Origin of the sequence: Phaeobacter porticola, assembly GCF_001888185.1 — a bacterium.
Classification (GTDB): domain Bacteria; phylum Pseudomonadota; class Alphaproteobacteria; order Rhodobacterales; family Rhodobacteraceae; genus Phaeobacter; species Phaeobacter porticola.
The window spans coordinates 1,816,340-1,832,829 of sequence record NZ_CP016364.1 but is presented as its reverse complement, the minus strand read 5'-3'; the positions used below and the strand labels follow the sequence as shown (position 1 = coordinate 1,832,829).

Below are 16,490 nucleotides of genomic sequence, written 5' to 3'. Positions count from 1 at the left end.
GTTCGTCCCCTCAGGCGGTTTCTTGCGGCAGGTCGTCCGCATAAATATCGGTCCAGAGTTCTTCAAGCGCCGGTTCCGGGCTTTCCTTGGAGAAGTCTGCGGATTTGTTGACGATGTCCTTGATCTCTTTGTCGATCGCCTTCAGGTCATCCTCGCTGGCGTGGTTGCCGGTCAGCAGCATTGAGCGGATTTGCTCGATCGGGTCGCGTTCCTCGCGCATTTTCTGCACCTCTTCGCGGGTGCGGTATTTCGCGGGGTCGGACATAGAGTGACCACGGTAGCGGTAGGTTTTGACCTCAAGGATATAGGGACCTTTGCCTGCGCGGCAGTGGGCGACAGCGCGTTCGCCGGCCTCTTTCACCGCCAGCACATCCATGCCGTCCACTTCTTCACCCTTGATGCCGTAGGCTTCGCCGCGTTTCCACAGGGCGGGGGATTTGGTGGAGCGCTGGACCGAGGTGCCCATGGCGTATTGGTTGTTTTCAATGACAAAAACCACCGGCAGATCCCAAAGCTGCGCCATATTGTAGGTCTCGTAGACCTGGCCCTGGTTGGCCGCGCCATCGCCGAAATAGGCGAATGTCACGCGGTCGTTGCCTTTGTATTTGTCAGAGAAGGCGAGGCCTGCACCCAGTGGTACCTGAGCGCCGACGATGCCGTGGCCGCCGTAGAAATGCTTCTCCTTGGAGAACATATGCATGGAGCCGCCCTTACCCTTGGAGTAGCCGCCTTCGCGACCGGTAAGTTCTGCCATCACGCCGTCCGGGTCCATGCCACAGGCCAGCATATGGCCGTGATCGCGATAGGAAGTCACGCGTTTGTCGCCATCTTCGGCGGCGGCCTCAAGGCCGACAACAACCGCTTCCTGGCCGATATAGAGATGGCAGAAGCCGCCAATCAGACCCATGCCATAAAGTTGGCCGGCCTTTTCCTCGAATCGCCGGATGAGCAGCATCTCGCGGTAGTATTCGAGCAGCTCATCGGCAGAAACATTTGGTTTCTTGACACTTTTTCTCGCAGCCATAGTGGCGGGCTCCCCCTTAAGGCTAGATAGTTTAATGCTAAACTAGTTCATAATGGATTTTACGACGTCATGCGAGTGTTATTATGACGTTCCGTCACCAAGGGGTAAAGGCGATGGTGTTTTCCGGGGGTAACCTGAGGGCAGCAGGCCAGGCCGGTGACCGTTTGCACGGTAACTGTGTGGTGCTGGGGTAAGGATGGTGGTCCTATTGCTGGCGGAACAGCAAAACGCCCGCGAGCGGGGCTGCGGGCGTTGGTCTTAAGACGAGATTGTCAAATTCTGATCAGATCAGCGAATGACGATTTCATCCGCGCGCAACAGCCCCAGCACCGAGCGGGCCTGCTCATCCAGCAGATCCAGATCGAGGTAGTCATCCGACAGCCGGTGGGTGAGATTTTCCATTTGCGCGGTTTCGCGCTTCAGCTGGTCGAGATCCTGACGCAGCGCTTCGGCCTCGGCCTGGATCTCGACCCGCCTGAACAACCCGAAGTCGCCCTGCACGGCGGCAAAGGTAAAATATGCGCTGAGTGCGAATGCAATCGTTGAAAAAACGAATGCGCCCAGAGAGGGTCGGTTGGTTCGGGTCACGGTGGATAGCCTGTATGATCTGCTGCTCAAGTCTTGCGCCAGTTTGCCCGGCGTCTGCAACAATACTGCCACAGGCAACATGGTTTGTGAAACGTAAAAATTGTTAATTTTGAACATTCTCAGGCAAAACCGCACCCCAACCGCGTGGCAGGGGTGCGAATGGTAAACAGATGGTTAATGCGTTTTGCGGATCGCCGCGATCTTAACCTTTTGCGGCAGCTTGGCGTCAGGTCGACGACAGCTCGCGCGGCTGATTCACCCTTCGAGGGCGGCAACGCCGGGCAGGGTTTTACCTTCCATCCACTCCAGAAAGGCACCGCCTGCGGTGGAGATGTAGGTGAAATCAGCCGCAGCCCCGGCCTGATTGAGGGCGGCCACGGTGTCACCACCGCCCGCCACGCTGACCAGCGCGCCGGATTTGGTGAGGCTGGCGGCCTGTTGTGCGGCGGCGTTGGTGGCGGCGTCAAAGGGCGCGATTTCAAAGGCGCCCATCGGGCCATTCCAGATCAGCGTTTTGGAGGCCGAAAGCGTATCCGCGACGGCAGCAACGGTCTGCGGGCCTGCATCCAGGATCATCGCATCGGCGGGGCAGGCGTCTGCAGCGACGGTTTCATTGTCGGCACCTGCCTTGAATTCGCGCGCGACCACAACATCAACGGGCAGGATGATCTTGCAGCCCTGAGCTTCGGCCTTGCTCAGGATCTCGCGGGCAGTGTCGGCCATATCGTGTTCGCAGAGGGATTTGCCCACGTCGATGCCCTGTGCCGCGAGGAAGGTATTGGCCATGCCGCCACCAATCACCAGATTGTCGACCTTGCCGACCAGATTGCCCAGCAATTCAAGCTTGGTGGAGACCTTGGCGCCGCCGACGACGGCTGTCACCGGGCGCTGGGGTTGGCCAAGGGCCGCTTCCAGCGCGGTCAGCTCGGCCTGCATCAGACGACCAGCACAGGCGGGCAGCAGACGGGCGAGCGCCTCGGTCGAGGCATGGGCGCGGTGGGCGGCAGAAAACGCATCATTGCAGTAGATATCGCCCAGCTTGGCCATCTCAGCGGCAAGATCGGCGTCGTTCTTTTCCTCGCCCGCGTGGAAACGAGTATTTTCCAGCAGCAGCACGCCGCCGGCTGGCAGGCCCTGCACGGCGGCCTCGGCAGCGGGGCCACGGCAATCGGCGACAAAGGTCACCGGCGCGCCGAACGCGGCCTCAAGTGCTGGCACCAGCGGGCGCAGCGACATCTCTGCGACCACTTTGCCCTTTGGACGGCTGAAATGGGCCAGCAGAATTGGCGTGCCGCCTGCGGCGAGGATATCTTTGATCGTGGGGGCGACGCGCTGGATGCGGGTGTCATCGGTGACCCGGCCATCCTCAACCGGGACGTTGATATCGACGCGCACCAGAACGCGCTTGCCTGCCAGGTCCATCGTGTCGAGTGCGGTCCAGCCCATGATCATATCCTTCTTTGGTCTTGGTTTGATGCGTCAGCGGCGGAAACTGCGCCGCAGGCGGTGTTGGCGCGATGTTTCGGGGCTTTTTGCCGCTCAGTCAATGCTCTGTGACCAAAGCTCCCTTGGCAATTGCGGACGCGGGCCTTAACTATCGGGCAAATGCAAAGAACAGGAGCGCCACATGGCCGAGATCAAAGACCCCGAAAACACCATCATCATGGAGCTGAAAGACGGCAAGGTGGTGATCGAACTGCTGCCCGACGTGGCCCCTCAGCACAGCGCGCGCATGAAAGAACTGGCCCGTAGCGGCGACTATGACAATGTGGCGTTTCACCGGGTGATCGACGGCTTCATGGCGCAAACCGGCGACGTGCAGCACGGCGACATGGAAGACGGGTTCAACCTGCGTATGGCGGGCACGGGTGGCTCTGATCTGCCGAATGTTCCGGCGGAGTTCTCCAAGCTGCCGCATGACCGTGGCACGCTGGGTGCTGCACGCTCGGCCAACCCGGATTCGGCCAACTCGCAGTTCTTCATCAATTTCAAGGACAACCATTTCCTGAACGGTCAGTACACGGTCTATGGCCGCGTGATCGAGGGTTTGGAGCATGTCGATGCGATCACCCGTGGCGAGCCGCCTGCGAACCCCGATCGGATGGTCAGCGTCAAGGTGGCAGCCGATGTATAAGCTGGCAGCGGTATTTGCACTGATGGCGGGTCCGGCACTGGCCAGCGGTCTGGAGATCGCGGTTGAGGGCGAGGGCGCCAATGGCACCATCAAGATCGACCTGTTTGAGGACGTGGCGCCCAAACATGTCGAGCAGATCACCGCGCTGGCGGCAGAGGGCAAATACGATGGCGTTGTGTTTCACCGCGTGATCGAAGGCTTCATGGCGCAGACCGGTGATGTGGAATTCGGCAAGATCGGTGGCAATATGAGCCGCGCAGGCATGGGCGGCTCCGAGCTGTCTGACCTGCCGGCCGAATTCTCGGATCTGGAATTTGATCGCGGTGTGGTCGGCATGGCCCGCTCGCAGAACCCGGATAGTGCCAATTCGCAGTTCTTCATTATGTTTGCACCGGGGCATTTCCTGAACGGTCAATATACCGTTGTGGGCAAAGTGACCGAGGGCATGGATGTCGTTGACGCGATCAAGCGCGGCGGCGGTGCGAATGGTTCTGTTACTGGCCAGCCTGACGTGATGAAAACGGTCTCTGTGACCGAGTGAACCTTGGCCCGCGGGTCTGTGATCCGCAGGTGATGTCTTGAACGGCCCGTACCTTGAATGGTGCGGGCCGTTTGCTGTTTTCCGCCTGTCACGGGCTTGTGCGGTGCATGTGAGGCTGATTTGCGGCAGGCTGTGCCCCTGATTTGGGCCGGGGAACCCATGGGATACCTGTGGGGCACAGGAAGGAGGCCAGCGATGTCACAGGCGGCCAGGAGAGGGATATCCAGAGTACAAAATCGGGCGGTGGCGGTGCTGGCGCTGCTGTTGATGCTGCCATGGTTGGCGGCGGCCCGTGCTGATCCGGCCATCTGGGCGCGCGAATGGCCGACCACGGATTTTAGCCGCACCACTGTTGCGGACTGGGGCGAAATCAAATCCGGTGGTCCGCCAAAGGATGGCATCCCAGCCCTGAGCGATCCGGCGTTTCACCCTGCCGCGCAGGTGAAGGGGCTGAGCCGTGCCGAGCCGGTGGTGGTGCTGGATCTGCCGGGGCAGGCGGCGCGCGCCTATCCGCTGCGCTACCTGATCTGGCATGAAATCGTCAATGACCGGGTGGGCGGCACCCCGGTTGCGATCACCTATTGCCCCTTGTGCAATTCCGCGATGAGCTTTGACCGACGGGTGGCTGGTCGCACCCTGAGCTTTGGCGTCACCGGCAAGCTGCGGCAGTCTGATATGGTGATGTATGACCGCGAGAGCGAGAGCTGGTGGCAGCAGGCCACGGGCACCGGCATCGTAGGCGAGATGACTGGCCGGGAGCTGCGGCAGCTGCCGAGCTGGCTGGACAGCTGGCAGGGATTTCGCGCCGCCTATCCAGAGGGGCTGGTGATGGCTGAGCCGCGCCACAACCGCAGCTATGGCCGCAATCCCTATCAGGGTTATGACCGGTCGAACTGGCCGTTTCTTTATGATGGGACACCGCCGCCCCATGGCATCGCGCCGCTGGCGCGTGTGGTGCGGGTGGGGGATCGGGCCTGGCCCTTGGCGCGCTTGGCCAAGGCCGGGGAAATCCGCGAGGCGGGACTGGTCCTCAGTTGGCGGGCCGGGCAGGCCTCGGCGCTGGATGCGGGGCATGTCGGCAAGGGGCGCGATGTGGGATCGGTGCGGGTGCAGGGGCGTGATGGCGCGGATCTGCCCCATGATGTGATGTTTGCCTTTGCCTATGACGCCTTCTGGCCCAAGGGGGACTGGATGCTGGAGTGACGGGTCTGAAGCATTGGAATGGATCTGAGCAGGCGCGAAGACGAAAAAAGGCGCATCCACAAGGGATACGCCTATAGCCATATTCTGAGAGCGGTAACAAATCAGAACAGGAAGTTATCACTATCCATTAGCTGGGTCAGGGCCACATCCTCGACCAGGATCGAAACATTGGCGAAGGTGATGTGCACATTCTCGCCCAACTGCTCAAAGCCGAGATGCTCAATGCGGTTGGCGCCACGGGTGATCTGGATCAGATCCTCGCCGAGCGTGAAATCGGTGATGATGTCATGGCCGTTGTTGCGGGCAAAGACGAATGTATCGCCGCCGCTGCCGCCGGTCAGGCGGTCATTGCCAGCATGACCCAGTAGCCGGTCTGCGCCGTCGCTGCCAAACAATGTATCGCGTCCGCGGCCACCCAGCAGCACATCATCTCCGGCATCGCCACGCAGAACATCGCGTCCCATGCTGCCGTTCAACCGGTCCTGACCCGCACCGCCGGTCAAAGTGTCGTTGTGGCGACCACCGGTGAGCGTGTCATTGCCATCGCCGCCTTCTATCAGGTCGCGCCCCTTGCCACCACTGAGGTGGTCATTGCCGTCGCCGCCATCCAGGGTGTCGGTGCCGTTGCCGCCTTTCAGCGTGTCATGCCCAGCGTTGCCGGTCAGACTGTCGCGGCCATTGCCACCCAGCAACAGATCATCGGCATTGTCCGCCGGACCCACATCATTGTCGCCGCGCAGCGTGTCGTTGCCTGCGCCGCCGATCAGCGTGTCACTGCCAAGGCTGCCGCGCAGATTGTCGTGGCCGGAGCCGCCCGAAAGATAGTCGTTGCCCAATTCACCGTCTAGAAAGTCATTGTTGGCACCCGCGACCAGCGTGTCATCGCCATGCCCGCCCAATAGGAAATCCTTGCCCGCGCCACCGCTGATGCTGTCATCACCGCCGCGCCCATGGATCATGTCAGAGAGGGTCGCATCCGCGTCGTTGCTGCTGGTCAGCACCTCGTCAGCGCTACTGCCTTCTTGGATCTGAAGTGTTTGGCCGTCGAGCCGCACCGTCTCTACCCCGATCAGCAGGTCGCGCCCGTCCAAAGTGGTCAGGACAGCGCCTGCGGTTTCGTCAAAGGCAAAGCTGTAGCTGCTGATCCCATCGCCCAGTATCAGGTCGTCCTGACCCGGCCCGCCAATAATGGTGTCGTCGCCGCTGCCTGCGCGAATGGTATCATCGCCGCCAAAGCCGCTGATCCGCTCGCCGCCCGTCCAGGCCGAGGTGATGCTGTCATCCCCTGCAAGTGCCACGGCCAGGAGCGTATAGAGATCATTTTCAGCGATCATCTGGGACGGCAGGGAAAAGCCGCTTACAGACATCACCAGGGTCTGTTCGTAGAACAGGCCAAATGCGTTGAGCGGGCTGTCAGGTGTCAGATTGCCCAATTCGTCAAAGGCAAAACTGCCCTCAAACAGAATGACAAACTCGCCGTATTGCACGGCAATTTGACTGTCTGAGGCGCTGAGAACAGCAACTTTGGTAAAATCGAAATTGCTAAAATCAAAAGGCGGCGCGGAATTGGACGCCGCGGTTACGAGAACCTCTGCCATAGTCTGACCTGCTGCTTGACTGCCTGTTGTCACCTTGTGGTGCTTTGGCGAGGAGCCTAGGCAGTCGGGTCAGCACAGAAAAGGGTGTGGTTAACGGTTGATTAACCTTTATTAACTCTGTTGCGAAAATTCTTCACCGGCCTTTGGCGCGCGCGCGGCTACGATTGTGACTGTCGGCTGTGTGACTGCCAGATGTGACTGTCGCGCGGGTCCAATCGAAAAAGCGCGCCCCAGGTGGAGCGCGCCATTGAAGACCTGCGATATGCAGCAGATCAGAACAGAAAGTTATCCGCGTCGTCAATCTGTGCCAGCGTGGTGTTTTCCACCAAGATGGTCACATTGGCAAAGGCCACTTGAACATCTTCGCCTACGGTGTTGAAGGTCAGATCGTCCATGCCGTCCGCCCCGCGACCAATCTGAATGCGGTCTTCGCCGGTGGTGAAATCGGTGATGATGTCGCTGCCATAGCCGCGATGGAAGACAAATGTGTCGGCATGGGCCCCGCCGGTCAGGGTGTCATTACCCTCTTGGCCGATCAGCCGGTCCTGTCCGCCATCGCCATAGAGGCGGTCGTTGCCGCGCCCGCCTAGGAGTTGATCCCAGCCGGAGTTGCCGCGCAGTACATCGTGACCATCTTGACCGCGCAACGTGTCATGACCGCCGCCGCCGATGAGTTTGTCACCGTGGGAACCGCCGCTGATGGCATCATTACCGAGATCGCCAGCGAGCCAGTCGCGACCGGTGCCACCAAGGAGGATATCATTGCCATCGCCACCTTTTAGTGTGTCGTGACCCTCGCCGCCCATCAGGTGATCGTTGTCCTCTTCGCCCAGCAGCATATCGCGCCCGGAGAGCCCGGCCAAAGTGTCAGCGCCAAGGCCGCCCAGCATGATGTCGCTGGTAAGGGAGCGGTCGCGATCGCCGCTCATTGACGTGCTGCTGCTGGTGTCCACGTTCAGGGAAAAACTACGGTTACTGAACTGCAGCTGTTCGATCGACAGCAAGGTGTCTCGCCCGTCGGCAGAGTCGATCCACACGCCGCCGTAGACCGAGGAGATGTCCGCCCGACCATAAGTGTCGTGGATGATCAGCCTGTCGGTGCCGTACCCCCCGTGGACGTAGTCATCTCCGACGCCCAGGCTGATGACATCGTCACCACCGTATGCCAGCCAGCGGTTGCCTTCGGCCATGTTGGAAGTGATTGTATCGTTGCCAGTCAGAATCGCCGCTTCCAGAGCTGCGCCACTGGAGGAGCCGAAGCGGTAGAAATTCATCGAAAATCCGCTCATGCTGTAGACCGAGACGCCACCTGACCTGATGGTCATAGACTCGATGGTCCAAAGATAGGGCGACGACGATATGAAATTACCGGTCAGCGTGACGCTGCTGCCAGTGGGACTGGTAAAATACAGCTGATTGATTGTTCGGCTGTTCAGGCTGATGTTGTCAAAGCCAAGGTCGCCGAGGTTATTCAGCGACAGCGTGCCTGTCGGGTCATTTACGGTGAAAATAGCCATTGTCGAAAATATATGTCCTGATTGTGATGGCGGTACGCATGATGCATGCAAATTTACCTATTACCTACATTCAGCAACTTATAGGTGCAAGGCCCAGCATTTCAGGTCGCGCACTCTCCATATGGGACGTTGCGTTCGCTCTACCTGCATGAATTGGTGAGGTGATTGAATCCGGTCATTCATTTCAGACATGAAAACGCCGCAGGGGGTAACCTGCGGCGTTTGTCTCGTCTCATCTGCCAAAATAGGCAGGCGCGCGATCAGCTGTCGTGTTTATGTGCCGCGGTTGCTGCGGTGACGGCGGCTGACGGAGCTGGTGCCGGGGCTGCGGCGCGGGGCGCTGCAGCTTTGCCGGGGTTCAGCGGATCGTCCTGACGTTGAACGGAGCCTTCGAAATGCGCACCGCTCTCAATCGCGATGGTCTTGTGGATGATGTCGCCTTCGACGCGGGCGGTCGAGGTCAGACGCACCTTCAGGCCGCGCACACGGCCAACGATGCGGCCGTTGATCACCACGTCATCGGCGGTCACTTCGCCTTTGATGGTCGCGCTCTCGCCGATGGTCAGAAGATGGGCACGAATGTCGCCTTCGACGGTGCCTTCGACCTGAATGTCACCGGTGGTCTTGAGGTTGCCAGTGATGTGCAGATCCGAGCTGAGCACGGATGCCGGGGGCTTTGCCTTGGGGGCGGTTGCCTTGAAATCGCTGGCGGGCGGAACCGGAGCGGAAGACGGCGCAGGTGCCGCAGGGGTTGCTTCGGCCGCTTTCTGGCCGGGCTCGTTGATTTTGCTCTTAGAAAACATTTCTCGCAGCCTTGATATAGATCATCGGGTTTACGGGGTTGCCATTGACCCGAACCTCGTAGTGGAGGTGGGTCCCGGTGGACCGTCCGGTGTTACCCATATCACTGATGTGATCGCCGCGCGAGACCCTTTGACCGACCTTAACGCGGAGTTTCGAGTTATGGGCATATTTCGTCTCAATGCCAAAGGCATGTTGAATTGTAACAAGTTTTCCGTAGCCGGATTGCCAGCCTGCATGGGTCACAACCCCATCAGCGGTGGCAAAGATATCGGTGCCGGTGCGGCCAGCGAAATCGGATCCTTTGTGCAGGCGGCGACCGCCTGTTTTGGGGTCGCGGCGGTAGCCGAAGCCAGAGCTGCGGCGCACCAGATTGAGGTTCACCGGCGCGGCAAAGGGCGCCTTTTGCGCGGCCAATCGGTAGAGGTTCAGCTGATTCATCTGGTGCAGCAGGTCGTTGGCGCGCAGTTCCTCGCGGGTGGGTTCCTCACCGCGCGTGGACAGGGCTAAAGGGCTGAGTGGACCGCCCTGACCGCTATATCCGCGCCGCACCTGTTCCAGGATACGGTCGGTGGGCATTCCGGCGCTGCGAAACATTTTGTCGAGCGGTGCGACAGAAACTTCCATCGCCTCTTCCAGCTGGCGGAAAATCTGGTCGTTGCGCTCATCCATCAGGCGCAGTTCCAGTTCCAGCGCATCGCGCTGCTCCAGCGCGGATTGGGCGTTGGCCTCAATCTGGTCGCGTTGTGCGGCGGTTTCGGCCAGCGCGTCGGCCATGAACTCCATCTGAACAGGCGCGCTGACGGCCATCATCTGCGCCGGGCTGTCGGCGGCGGTTTCCTGTTTCAGTGCGGTCAATGCGTCGCGCGCAGTCTCGCGGTCCTTCATGGTCTGGCGCAGCGTGGTTTGAATCACCTCGATCCCGGTTTCCAGCTCGCGGCGGCGGGTCTCGGACGCTAGCAATTCAGACTGCATAGAGGAAATCTGTGTCAAAGCGGCGTTGAACCGTTCCTGGGCAGCCAGTGCCTCGGCAGCGCGGTCGTCGCGTTCGCTTGATAGCGCATTGAGGCGGGCGCGGTAGGTCATCTGGTCGCGTTTGGCCTGCTCGCGGAAATTGCCGGAACCGATGCTGTCCATCATCACGATAGCGGTGGCAACGATGGACCAGGCGACCAGCAGCGCCATGCCCGCAAAAGCGATGAGCTGAGTTTCGGATCGCAGCCTTATGAAACGCGTGTCAGAGTCGGATTTCAGGAACACCCGCCGTTCTGGAAAACGACGTTCGAGAAACGTATGTATTTTGATCGCCAGACGTGTCCGCACGCTTTGGTCCTTGTCCTGCCCCAATCTTGGCGCTGCGGTCACCGGCGCTCCTCCTGCCGGTATCTTCTGGCCAGATCCGGTCCCATCGGAGCTGCCCTGTTGCAGTGCCAGGCCGCGTTAGCGCGCCATGGCGAAAGGGAATAGCCAGCCGGGTGGATTTGGGCAAGCCTGTTGACCCGCTGTTCGGCGGGTCCGCGCGGAAACGGCGCGGCAGCTGTGGGATCAGCTGCGAAATGAGCGAAAATTCGCCGATACCTGACGGGTTTGGCCGGATCATCACGGCGCAGGCAGGGCGCCGGTGCGTGCGAAAAGGGTGGCCCGCCGATGATAGGCAGGCCGATTTTATCTGTGGCGGGCAAAGGTTGCGCGGAATTTGCAGCTGAAGACTCGGCGGGAGCGATGCCTAGCGCAGGGCCGGGGGTTTGACCGGGATTTCGTCAGCGAGCGGCCAGTAGAAATCCGGCGGGATACCAGCCTCGGCGCGTTTTTCCTCGTTAAAGGGCGGCTTCAGATGGCCGTGGAAATATCTACCAACGAGATCATGAAACACCTCTTTGGGGTCCAGATTGTCGCGCCCACAGAGGAAGTGGAACCATTTTGATCCATAGGCCACATGGCTGACCTCTTCGGCGTAGATCACCTCCAGCGCGTCAACCGCCTGAGTAAGCTTTGCTTTGCGGAAAACCTCGATCATGCCGGGGGTAACGTCCAGACCGCGCGCTTCCAGCACCATCGGGACGACGGCAAGGCGGCCCATCAGATCCTCGGCGGTATCTTCGGCGGCACGCCACATGCCGATATGGGCAGGCAGCTCTCCGTAGTAGCTGCCCAGGGCTTCAAGACAGTCGCACATCAGGTTGAAATGATTGGATTCCTCATCCGCCGCCTTGACCCAGTCGTCAAAGAACCCAAGCGGCATTGGTACATGAGAGAACCGCGCGATGATGTCCCAGTGCAGATCAACCGCGTTCAGTTCGATATGCGCCACCGCATGCAGCAGCGCCTTGCGTCCGGCCTCGGATCCGGGGCGACGACGGGGCACATCGCGCGGGTTCAGAAGTTCGGGCTTGTCGGGACGCGCGGGGTGCAGTGGCGGGCTGGCGGTGCCGACCTCGATCTTTGCCGCATCACCGGCGCGATAGGCAAACCAGTGCGCGGCATGGCGGCGCGACAGGGCGGTTTTCTCGCGGCCATCGGCGGTGGTCAGCACCTGCTGCGCCATCTGCGCAAGGCTGAGCGGGCTGTCAGGGCTGTCTGCGTTGGTCTGTGATGCGTCGCTGGTCATCGGTGCGGATCCGTTTCGGGGGTGGGCTGTTGAGTGGGGCTGATGTTGGCCATTCCCTGCCACCGGGCGCGCAGACCTGCAAGCGGATAGGCAGCCCTGCGCCCGGTCAAAGGGCATATGCAGGGCCGCCGGAATGGGCGATCAGAGCGCCTTGGCGGCCTCCAGCACCTCTGCGACATGGCCATCGACTTTCACCTTGCGCCAGACCTGGGCGATGTTGCCCTCGCCGTCGATGAGGAAGGTCGAGCGCTCGATCCCCCAGTGTTTCTTGCCGTACATGTTCTTTTCCTTCCAGACGCCATAATCCTCGCAGGTGGTGCCTTCGGCATCAGAGAGGAGCGGCGTGGTCAGGCTGTGTTTGGCGACAAATTTGTCGTGTTTTGCGACCGGATCCTTGGAGATGCCATAGACCACCGCCCCGGCATCGGCAAAGGCCTGCAGATGCTCAGAAAATCCGATGGATTCCTTGGTGCAGCCCGGAGTATCATCACGGGGGTAAAAGAACAGCACGACGGCCTTGCCGCGCAGCTCCTCCAACGTCACGGTGCCACCGCCATCGCGGGGCAGGTTAAAGGAGGGCGCGGGGTCTGAGGGGGCGAGCATAAATCGAGGTCTCCAAAACGGTTTCGCAGGGTTTGCGTGACATAGTTAGGCCATCACAGGCAAAGGGAAAGCAAGGATTAAACCAGCCTCACCCACTGCGGTGGATCCTGAACGGGAGCCATCTTCCTCTGCGCCGGTGGATGCCGCGCAGGATGCCGGGCCCAGTGGGGCAGCGGCTGAGGAGGGCGTGGCTGTCGCAAAGGCGGTACCGCCGCCGGAGGGTGTGGTGTTTTTCGGCCCGGATGAGGAGGCGCCGGAGGTGACCGCAGCGTCCGAAGGGCAAGACGCTGAGGCGGAGCGCACAATGCGGGACGAGGCGGTGCCGGTTCCGGGGCCACGGGCGTCCGATGGCATTTCCGCCGGCGATCTTGTCAAACCTGCTGACGAGGATGCAGACCCAGTGGCCGCTGCAGCGTCACAACCCGCTTCGGATGTCAGAACCAAGCCAAAGCCCCGCATCCTGCGCCGGATGCTGCGCAGTGCAGCCATCACCGCCGTTGTTCTGGCATTGCTTGCGGGCGGGGTTGTTTTCCTCGGGCTGGGGACGCGGCTTGACGCGCCGGACTGGGTGCGTGACCGGGTGGAGCGGCGGATTGAGCGGCATCTGGGCGGGTTGAGCATTGAATTCGGCGCCATTCATCTGGTGGTGAACCGGGGCTGGCGGCCCCGCATCAGCCTGCGCGATGTGACCCTGCGTGATGAGACCGGCGCGCGGGTGGCGCGGCTGGCGGATGCGCAGGCCTCACTGGCGATGCGGCCGCTGCTGCGCGGTCAGATCCGGCCCAAGACCATCATGTTGAGCGGGCTATATGGCACCCTCAGGCGAGACAACAGCGGCGGGCTGGCGCTGAGTCTGGCCGAGGGGGAGGCACCGCTGCGGCAGGCCGCTACCCTGCCAGCGTTGATCGAGCAATGGGACCGCCAGCTGGAGTTGCCGGTGCTGTCAGCGCTCATCGAGGTTGAGACCGACGCGCTGACCCTGCGCTATGAGGATGCGCGTCTGGGCCGTGTTTGGACATTGGATGGCGGCAGCATTCGCATGAACCGCAGCGGTCAGGATATCGAGTTGGCCGCCGGGTTCTCGCTACTGAGCGGGCGCGATTATGTGGGTACGGTTGAGGCGAACTACAGCTCTGCCATTGGTGATAAGGCGGCGGAATTTGGCGTGCTGGTCAATTCTGTGGCCAGCAAGGATATTGCTGCCCAGAGCGCCGCACTCGGTTGGCTGGATGTTCTGGACGCGCCGATTTCGGGGTCTTTGCGCGGCGCGATCAGCAGCGAGGGGGCCTTGCTGCCTGTTTCGGCCAGCCTGCAGATCGGCGAAGGGGTGATCCAGCCCACCGCCGCCACCCGGCCGGTGCCGATCACCGGCGCGCAAAGCTATTTCACCTATCTGCCGGACCGTCAGGAACTGCGCTTCAATGAGCTGTCGGTGAACAGCGGCTGGGGCTCTGGCACGATGGAAGGGCGGGCGCGTCTGATCGGGGTGGAAAACGGCCAGCTGACCGATCTGGTCGGACAATTGAGGTTTCAGGGCCTGAGCCTCAACCCGGCGAAACTCTATGATACGCCACTGGACCTGGCCGGGGTGACGGCGGATTTCAAGCTGGAGATGGCGCCGTTCCGGCTGCGTCTGGGCGAGATGCTGGTGCGTGACGGTGAGACGCGGATCCTGCTGGATGGCGAGATTTCGGCGGGGCAGGCGGGTTGGGATTACGCGTTGAACGGACGCGCCAACCGGATGACCGCCGAGCGGCTGAAAGAGGTCTGGCCTGCCGCAGCCCCGCCGAAACCACGCGAATGGGTGCAGGAAAATCTGCTGGGCGGCTATGCGCGGGATGTGAATTTTGCCATGCGCGGCAGTGGAACAGCGAAACCCTTTGTCTATCTCGATCTGGCCTTTGAGGATGCGGCGGTAAAATTCCAGAAATCGCTGCCCCCTCTGCGGGAGGCCGCGGGGCAGTTCAGCCTTTACGGCAACCGGTTGGTGGTGATGGCGACAAAGGGCTGGGTGACGGCGGATCAGGGCGGGCGCGTGGATGCGGCGGGTACGTCGTTCATCATTCCTGACACTTCGGTGAAGGACGGCGCGCCGGGGATCGCCCGGATTGAGGCTTCGGGCCCGGTGACGGCGGCGCTGTCGCTGCTCAACCGTCCACCGCTGTCGGTGATGGACAAGGCGGGGTTGCCGGTGGATCTGGCCTCCGGACAGGTGGCGCTGAGCGGGACGCTGTCCCTGTCGCTGCGCAAAGGGGTGACACCAGAGGAGATCACCTATCACTACAGGGGGCATATTCGCGACGCGGCCAGTGATGTGCTGGTGCCGGGAGAGAGCCTCTCGGCTGAGGTGCTGGGGCTGAGCGGGGATCAGGACCACGTGCAGATTGAAGGGGACGGAGCGCTGTCGGGGGTGCCGGGCAGCCTGGTCTGGCGGCAGGCGGTCGGTCCGGCAGTGGAGCGGGCGAGTGCGGTGGCGGGTCAGGCGCCACCGGTGCGGGTCAAAGGCACGATCGAGCTGTCGCAGGCCACGGTTGATAGGTTTGATATCGGCCTGCCTGCGGGATCGGTATTTGGTCGCGGTGTGGGAAGCTATGAGGTGGTGATCGACAAGGGGCAGGCGCCGAGGTTGACGCTGGAAAGCGATCTGGCGGGGCTGGGGCTGCGGATCCCGGCGCTGAGCTGGCGGTTGAGCGAAGCCACCACCGGCCAGCTGCAACTCAGCGCCACTCTGGGAGAGACGCCACGGGTGGAGGCGCTGTCGCTTGAGGGGGCAGGGTTGCAGGCCTCGGGCAATGTTACATTGGCGCCGGGGGGTGGGCTCAGCCGGGCGTTGTTTGATCGGGTGGAATTGCGAAACTGGTTCCGGGGGGCGGTTGAGCTGGTCGGGCGCGGTACGCGGGCGCCGGGCATTAACATCCGTAGTGGCGTGCTGGATCTGCGGCAGATGCCCGACGGATCGGGCGGCAGTGGCAGCAGCGGTGGCTCCTCAGGCGGGTCAGGACCCATCAACCTGCAACTGGACCGGATGCAGGTCACGGACAGCATCGCGCTGACCGGCTTTCGCGGGCGGTTTTCCACCACCGGCGGGTTGAATGGCAATTTTACCGCGGCGCTGAACGGGCAAACCGGGGTCAATGGCGTGGTGGTGCCGAAGGATGGCGGTTTTGCCACCCGGATCCAGTCGCAGGATGCCGGCGGCGTGTTCCGCGCGGCGGGTGTGTTGCGGCACGGTTCGGGCGGAACGTTTGATATGTCGCTGGTCCCGGCCCCTGGCGCACCCGGTGAATATGACGGCCAGATTGAGGTGAAGAACACCCGCATTAAGGACGCGCCATCCATGGCGGCGCTGCTCAATGCGGTGAGCGTGGTCGGGCTGATTGATGCGCTGGCGGGGCAGGGCATTTTGTTCACCACGGTAGAGGCCAAGTTCCGGCTGGGCGCGACCCATCTGATTGTCCATGAAAGCAGCGCGGTGGGGCCGTCGATTGGTCTGTCGATGGATGGCAATTACGATCTGGAGCGTAGCGTGCTGAATATGCGGGGCGTGATCTCTCCGATCTATCTGCTCAATGCGGTTGGCCGGGTCTTTACCCGCAAGGGGGAGGGGCTGATTGGCTTTGCCTTCACGTTGAAGGGGGCGGCGGATGATCCGCGGGTGCAGGTGAATCCGCTGTCGGGACTGGCACCGGGGATCTTCCGCGAGCTGTTTCGGGGGCCGGCGCCAAGCCTGCCGGGGGAGGAACCACCCAGCACCGTGGTGCCACGGGCCGAGCGGGAAAGGCCGCCTTATTCCGTCTCACCCGGCGAAGATCGCTAGGGGGCGGAGCTGGGTGCGGAGGCCGATTTTGGCGCGGTGTTTGGCGGCTTTATGCA

13 protein-coding genes are annotated in these 16,490 nt (G+C 61.6%); 4 read left to right on the top strand and 9 right to left on the bottom strand.

Annotation, left to right across the window (positions count from 1 at the left end; all coding sequences use genetic code 11):
* Positions 1-10 precede the first annotated feature (10 nt).
* From pdhA to PhaeoP97_RS08765, 3 genes are all read right to left on the bottom strand, one after another.
* Positions 11-1,024, bottom strand: coding sequence for a pyruvate dehydrogenase (acetyl-transferring) E1 component subunit alpha (pdhA, locus tag PhaeoP97_RS08775; RefSeq protein WP_072504756.1), 1,014 nt, complete (start codon positions 1,022-1,024; stop codon positions 11-13).
* 288 nt (positions 1,025-1,312) lie between these two features.
* Positions 1,313-1,612, bottom strand: coding sequence for an FtsB family cell division protein (locus tag PhaeoP97_RS08770; protein ID WP_072506380.1), 300 nt, complete (start codon positions 1,610-1,612; stop codon positions 1,313-1,315).
* A gap of 255 nt (positions 1,613-1,867) precedes the next feature.
* Positions 1,868-3,058 carry a phosphoglycerate kinase gene (locus PhaeoP97_RS08765; protein WP_072506379.1) on the bottom strand — a complete coding sequence of 397 codons (1,191 nt, stop codon included), beginning with the start codon at positions 3,056-3,058 and terminating at the stop codon, positions 1,868-1,870.
* A 181-nt stretch (positions 3,059-3,239) separates the two neighbouring features.
* Between PhaeoP97_RS08765 and PhaeoP97_RS08760 the strand changes: the two genes are divergently transcribed.
* The 3 genes from PhaeoP97_RS08760 (at position 3,240) to PhaeoP97_RS08750 (ending at position 5,490) form a co-directional block, all read left to right on the top strand.
* The gene (locus tag PhaeoP97_RS08760) at positions 3,240-3,746 is read left to right on the top strand and encodes a peptidylprolyl isomerase (protein WP_072504755.1); all 507 of its coding nucleotides are present in this window, start codon (positions 3,240-3,242) and stop codon (positions 3,744-3,746) included.
* On the top strand, positions 3,739-4,287 hold the full coding sequence (locus PhaeoP97_RS08755) for a peptidylprolyl isomerase (protein ID WP_072504754.1): 549 nt from the start codon (positions 3,739-3,741) through the stop codon (positions 4,285-4,287). The genes PhaeoP97_RS08760 and PhaeoP97_RS08755 overlap by 8 nt, the downstream gene beginning before the upstream one ends.
* A gap of 195 nt (positions 4,288-4,482) precedes the next feature.
* Complete coding sequence (locus PhaeoP97_RS08750; protein WP_072504753.1) at positions 4,483-5,490, top strand: DUF3179 domain-containing protein; 1,008 nt, start codon at positions 4,483-4,485, stop codon at positions 5,488-5,490.
* Between the two features lie 101 nt (positions 5,491-5,591).
* Here PhaeoP97_RS08750 and PhaeoP97_RS08745 read toward each other — a convergent pair whose 3' ends face one another.
* The 6 genes from PhaeoP97_RS08745 to PhaeoP97_RS08715 all read right to left on the bottom strand — a co-directional run bounded on the left by PhaeoP97_RS08745 (position 5,592) and on the right by PhaeoP97_RS08715 (position 12,617).
* Positions 5,592-7,088, bottom strand: coding sequence for a calcium-binding protein (locus PhaeoP97_RS08745; RefSeq protein WP_072504752.1), 1,497 nt, complete (start codon positions 7,086-7,088; stop codon positions 5,592-5,594).
* A 272-nt stretch (positions 7,089-7,360) separates the two neighbouring features.
* On the bottom strand, positions 7,361-8,605 hold the full coding sequence (locus PhaeoP97_RS08740; RefSeq protein WP_072504751.1) for a calcium-binding protein: 1,245 nt from the start codon (positions 8,603-8,605) through the stop codon (positions 7,361-7,363).
* A 260-nt stretch (positions 8,606-8,865) separates the two neighbouring features.
* Entirely contained in the window at positions 8,866-9,408 is a 543-nt protein-coding gene (locus PhaeoP97_RS08735; protein WP_072504750.1) for a bactofilin family protein, read from the bottom strand.
* Positions 9,398-10,729, bottom strand: a complete 1,332-nt coding sequence (locus PhaeoP97_RS08730; RefSeq protein WP_072506378.1) for a M23 family metallopeptidase — start codon at positions 10,727-10,729, stop codon at positions 9,398-9,400. The genes PhaeoP97_RS08735 and PhaeoP97_RS08730 overlap by 11 nt, the downstream gene beginning before the upstream one ends.
* 403 nt (positions 10,730-11,132) lie before the next feature.
* Entirely contained in the window at positions 11,133-12,014 is an 882-nt protein-coding gene (locus PhaeoP97_RS08720) for a ferritin-like domain-containing protein (RefSeq protein WP_072504748.1), read from the bottom strand.
* Positions 12,015-12,155: 141 nt separating this feature from the next.
* Positions 12,156-12,617 (bottom strand): peroxiredoxin, encoded by a 462-nt coding sequence (locus PhaeoP97_RS08715; RefSeq protein ID WP_072504747.1) that lies wholly within the window; start codon positions 12,615-12,617, stop codon positions 12,156-12,158.
* 100 nt (positions 12,618-12,717) lie between these two features.
* Between PhaeoP97_RS08715 and PhaeoP97_RS08710 the strand changes: the two genes are divergently transcribed.
* Positions 12,718-16,434 carry a YhdP family protein gene (locus PhaeoP97_RS08710; protein ID WP_072504746.1) on the top strand — a complete coding sequence of 1,239 codons (3,717 nt, stop codon included), beginning with the start codon at positions 12,718-12,720 and terminating at the stop codon, positions 16,432-16,434.
* Positions 16,435-16,490 lie beyond the last annotated feature (56 nt).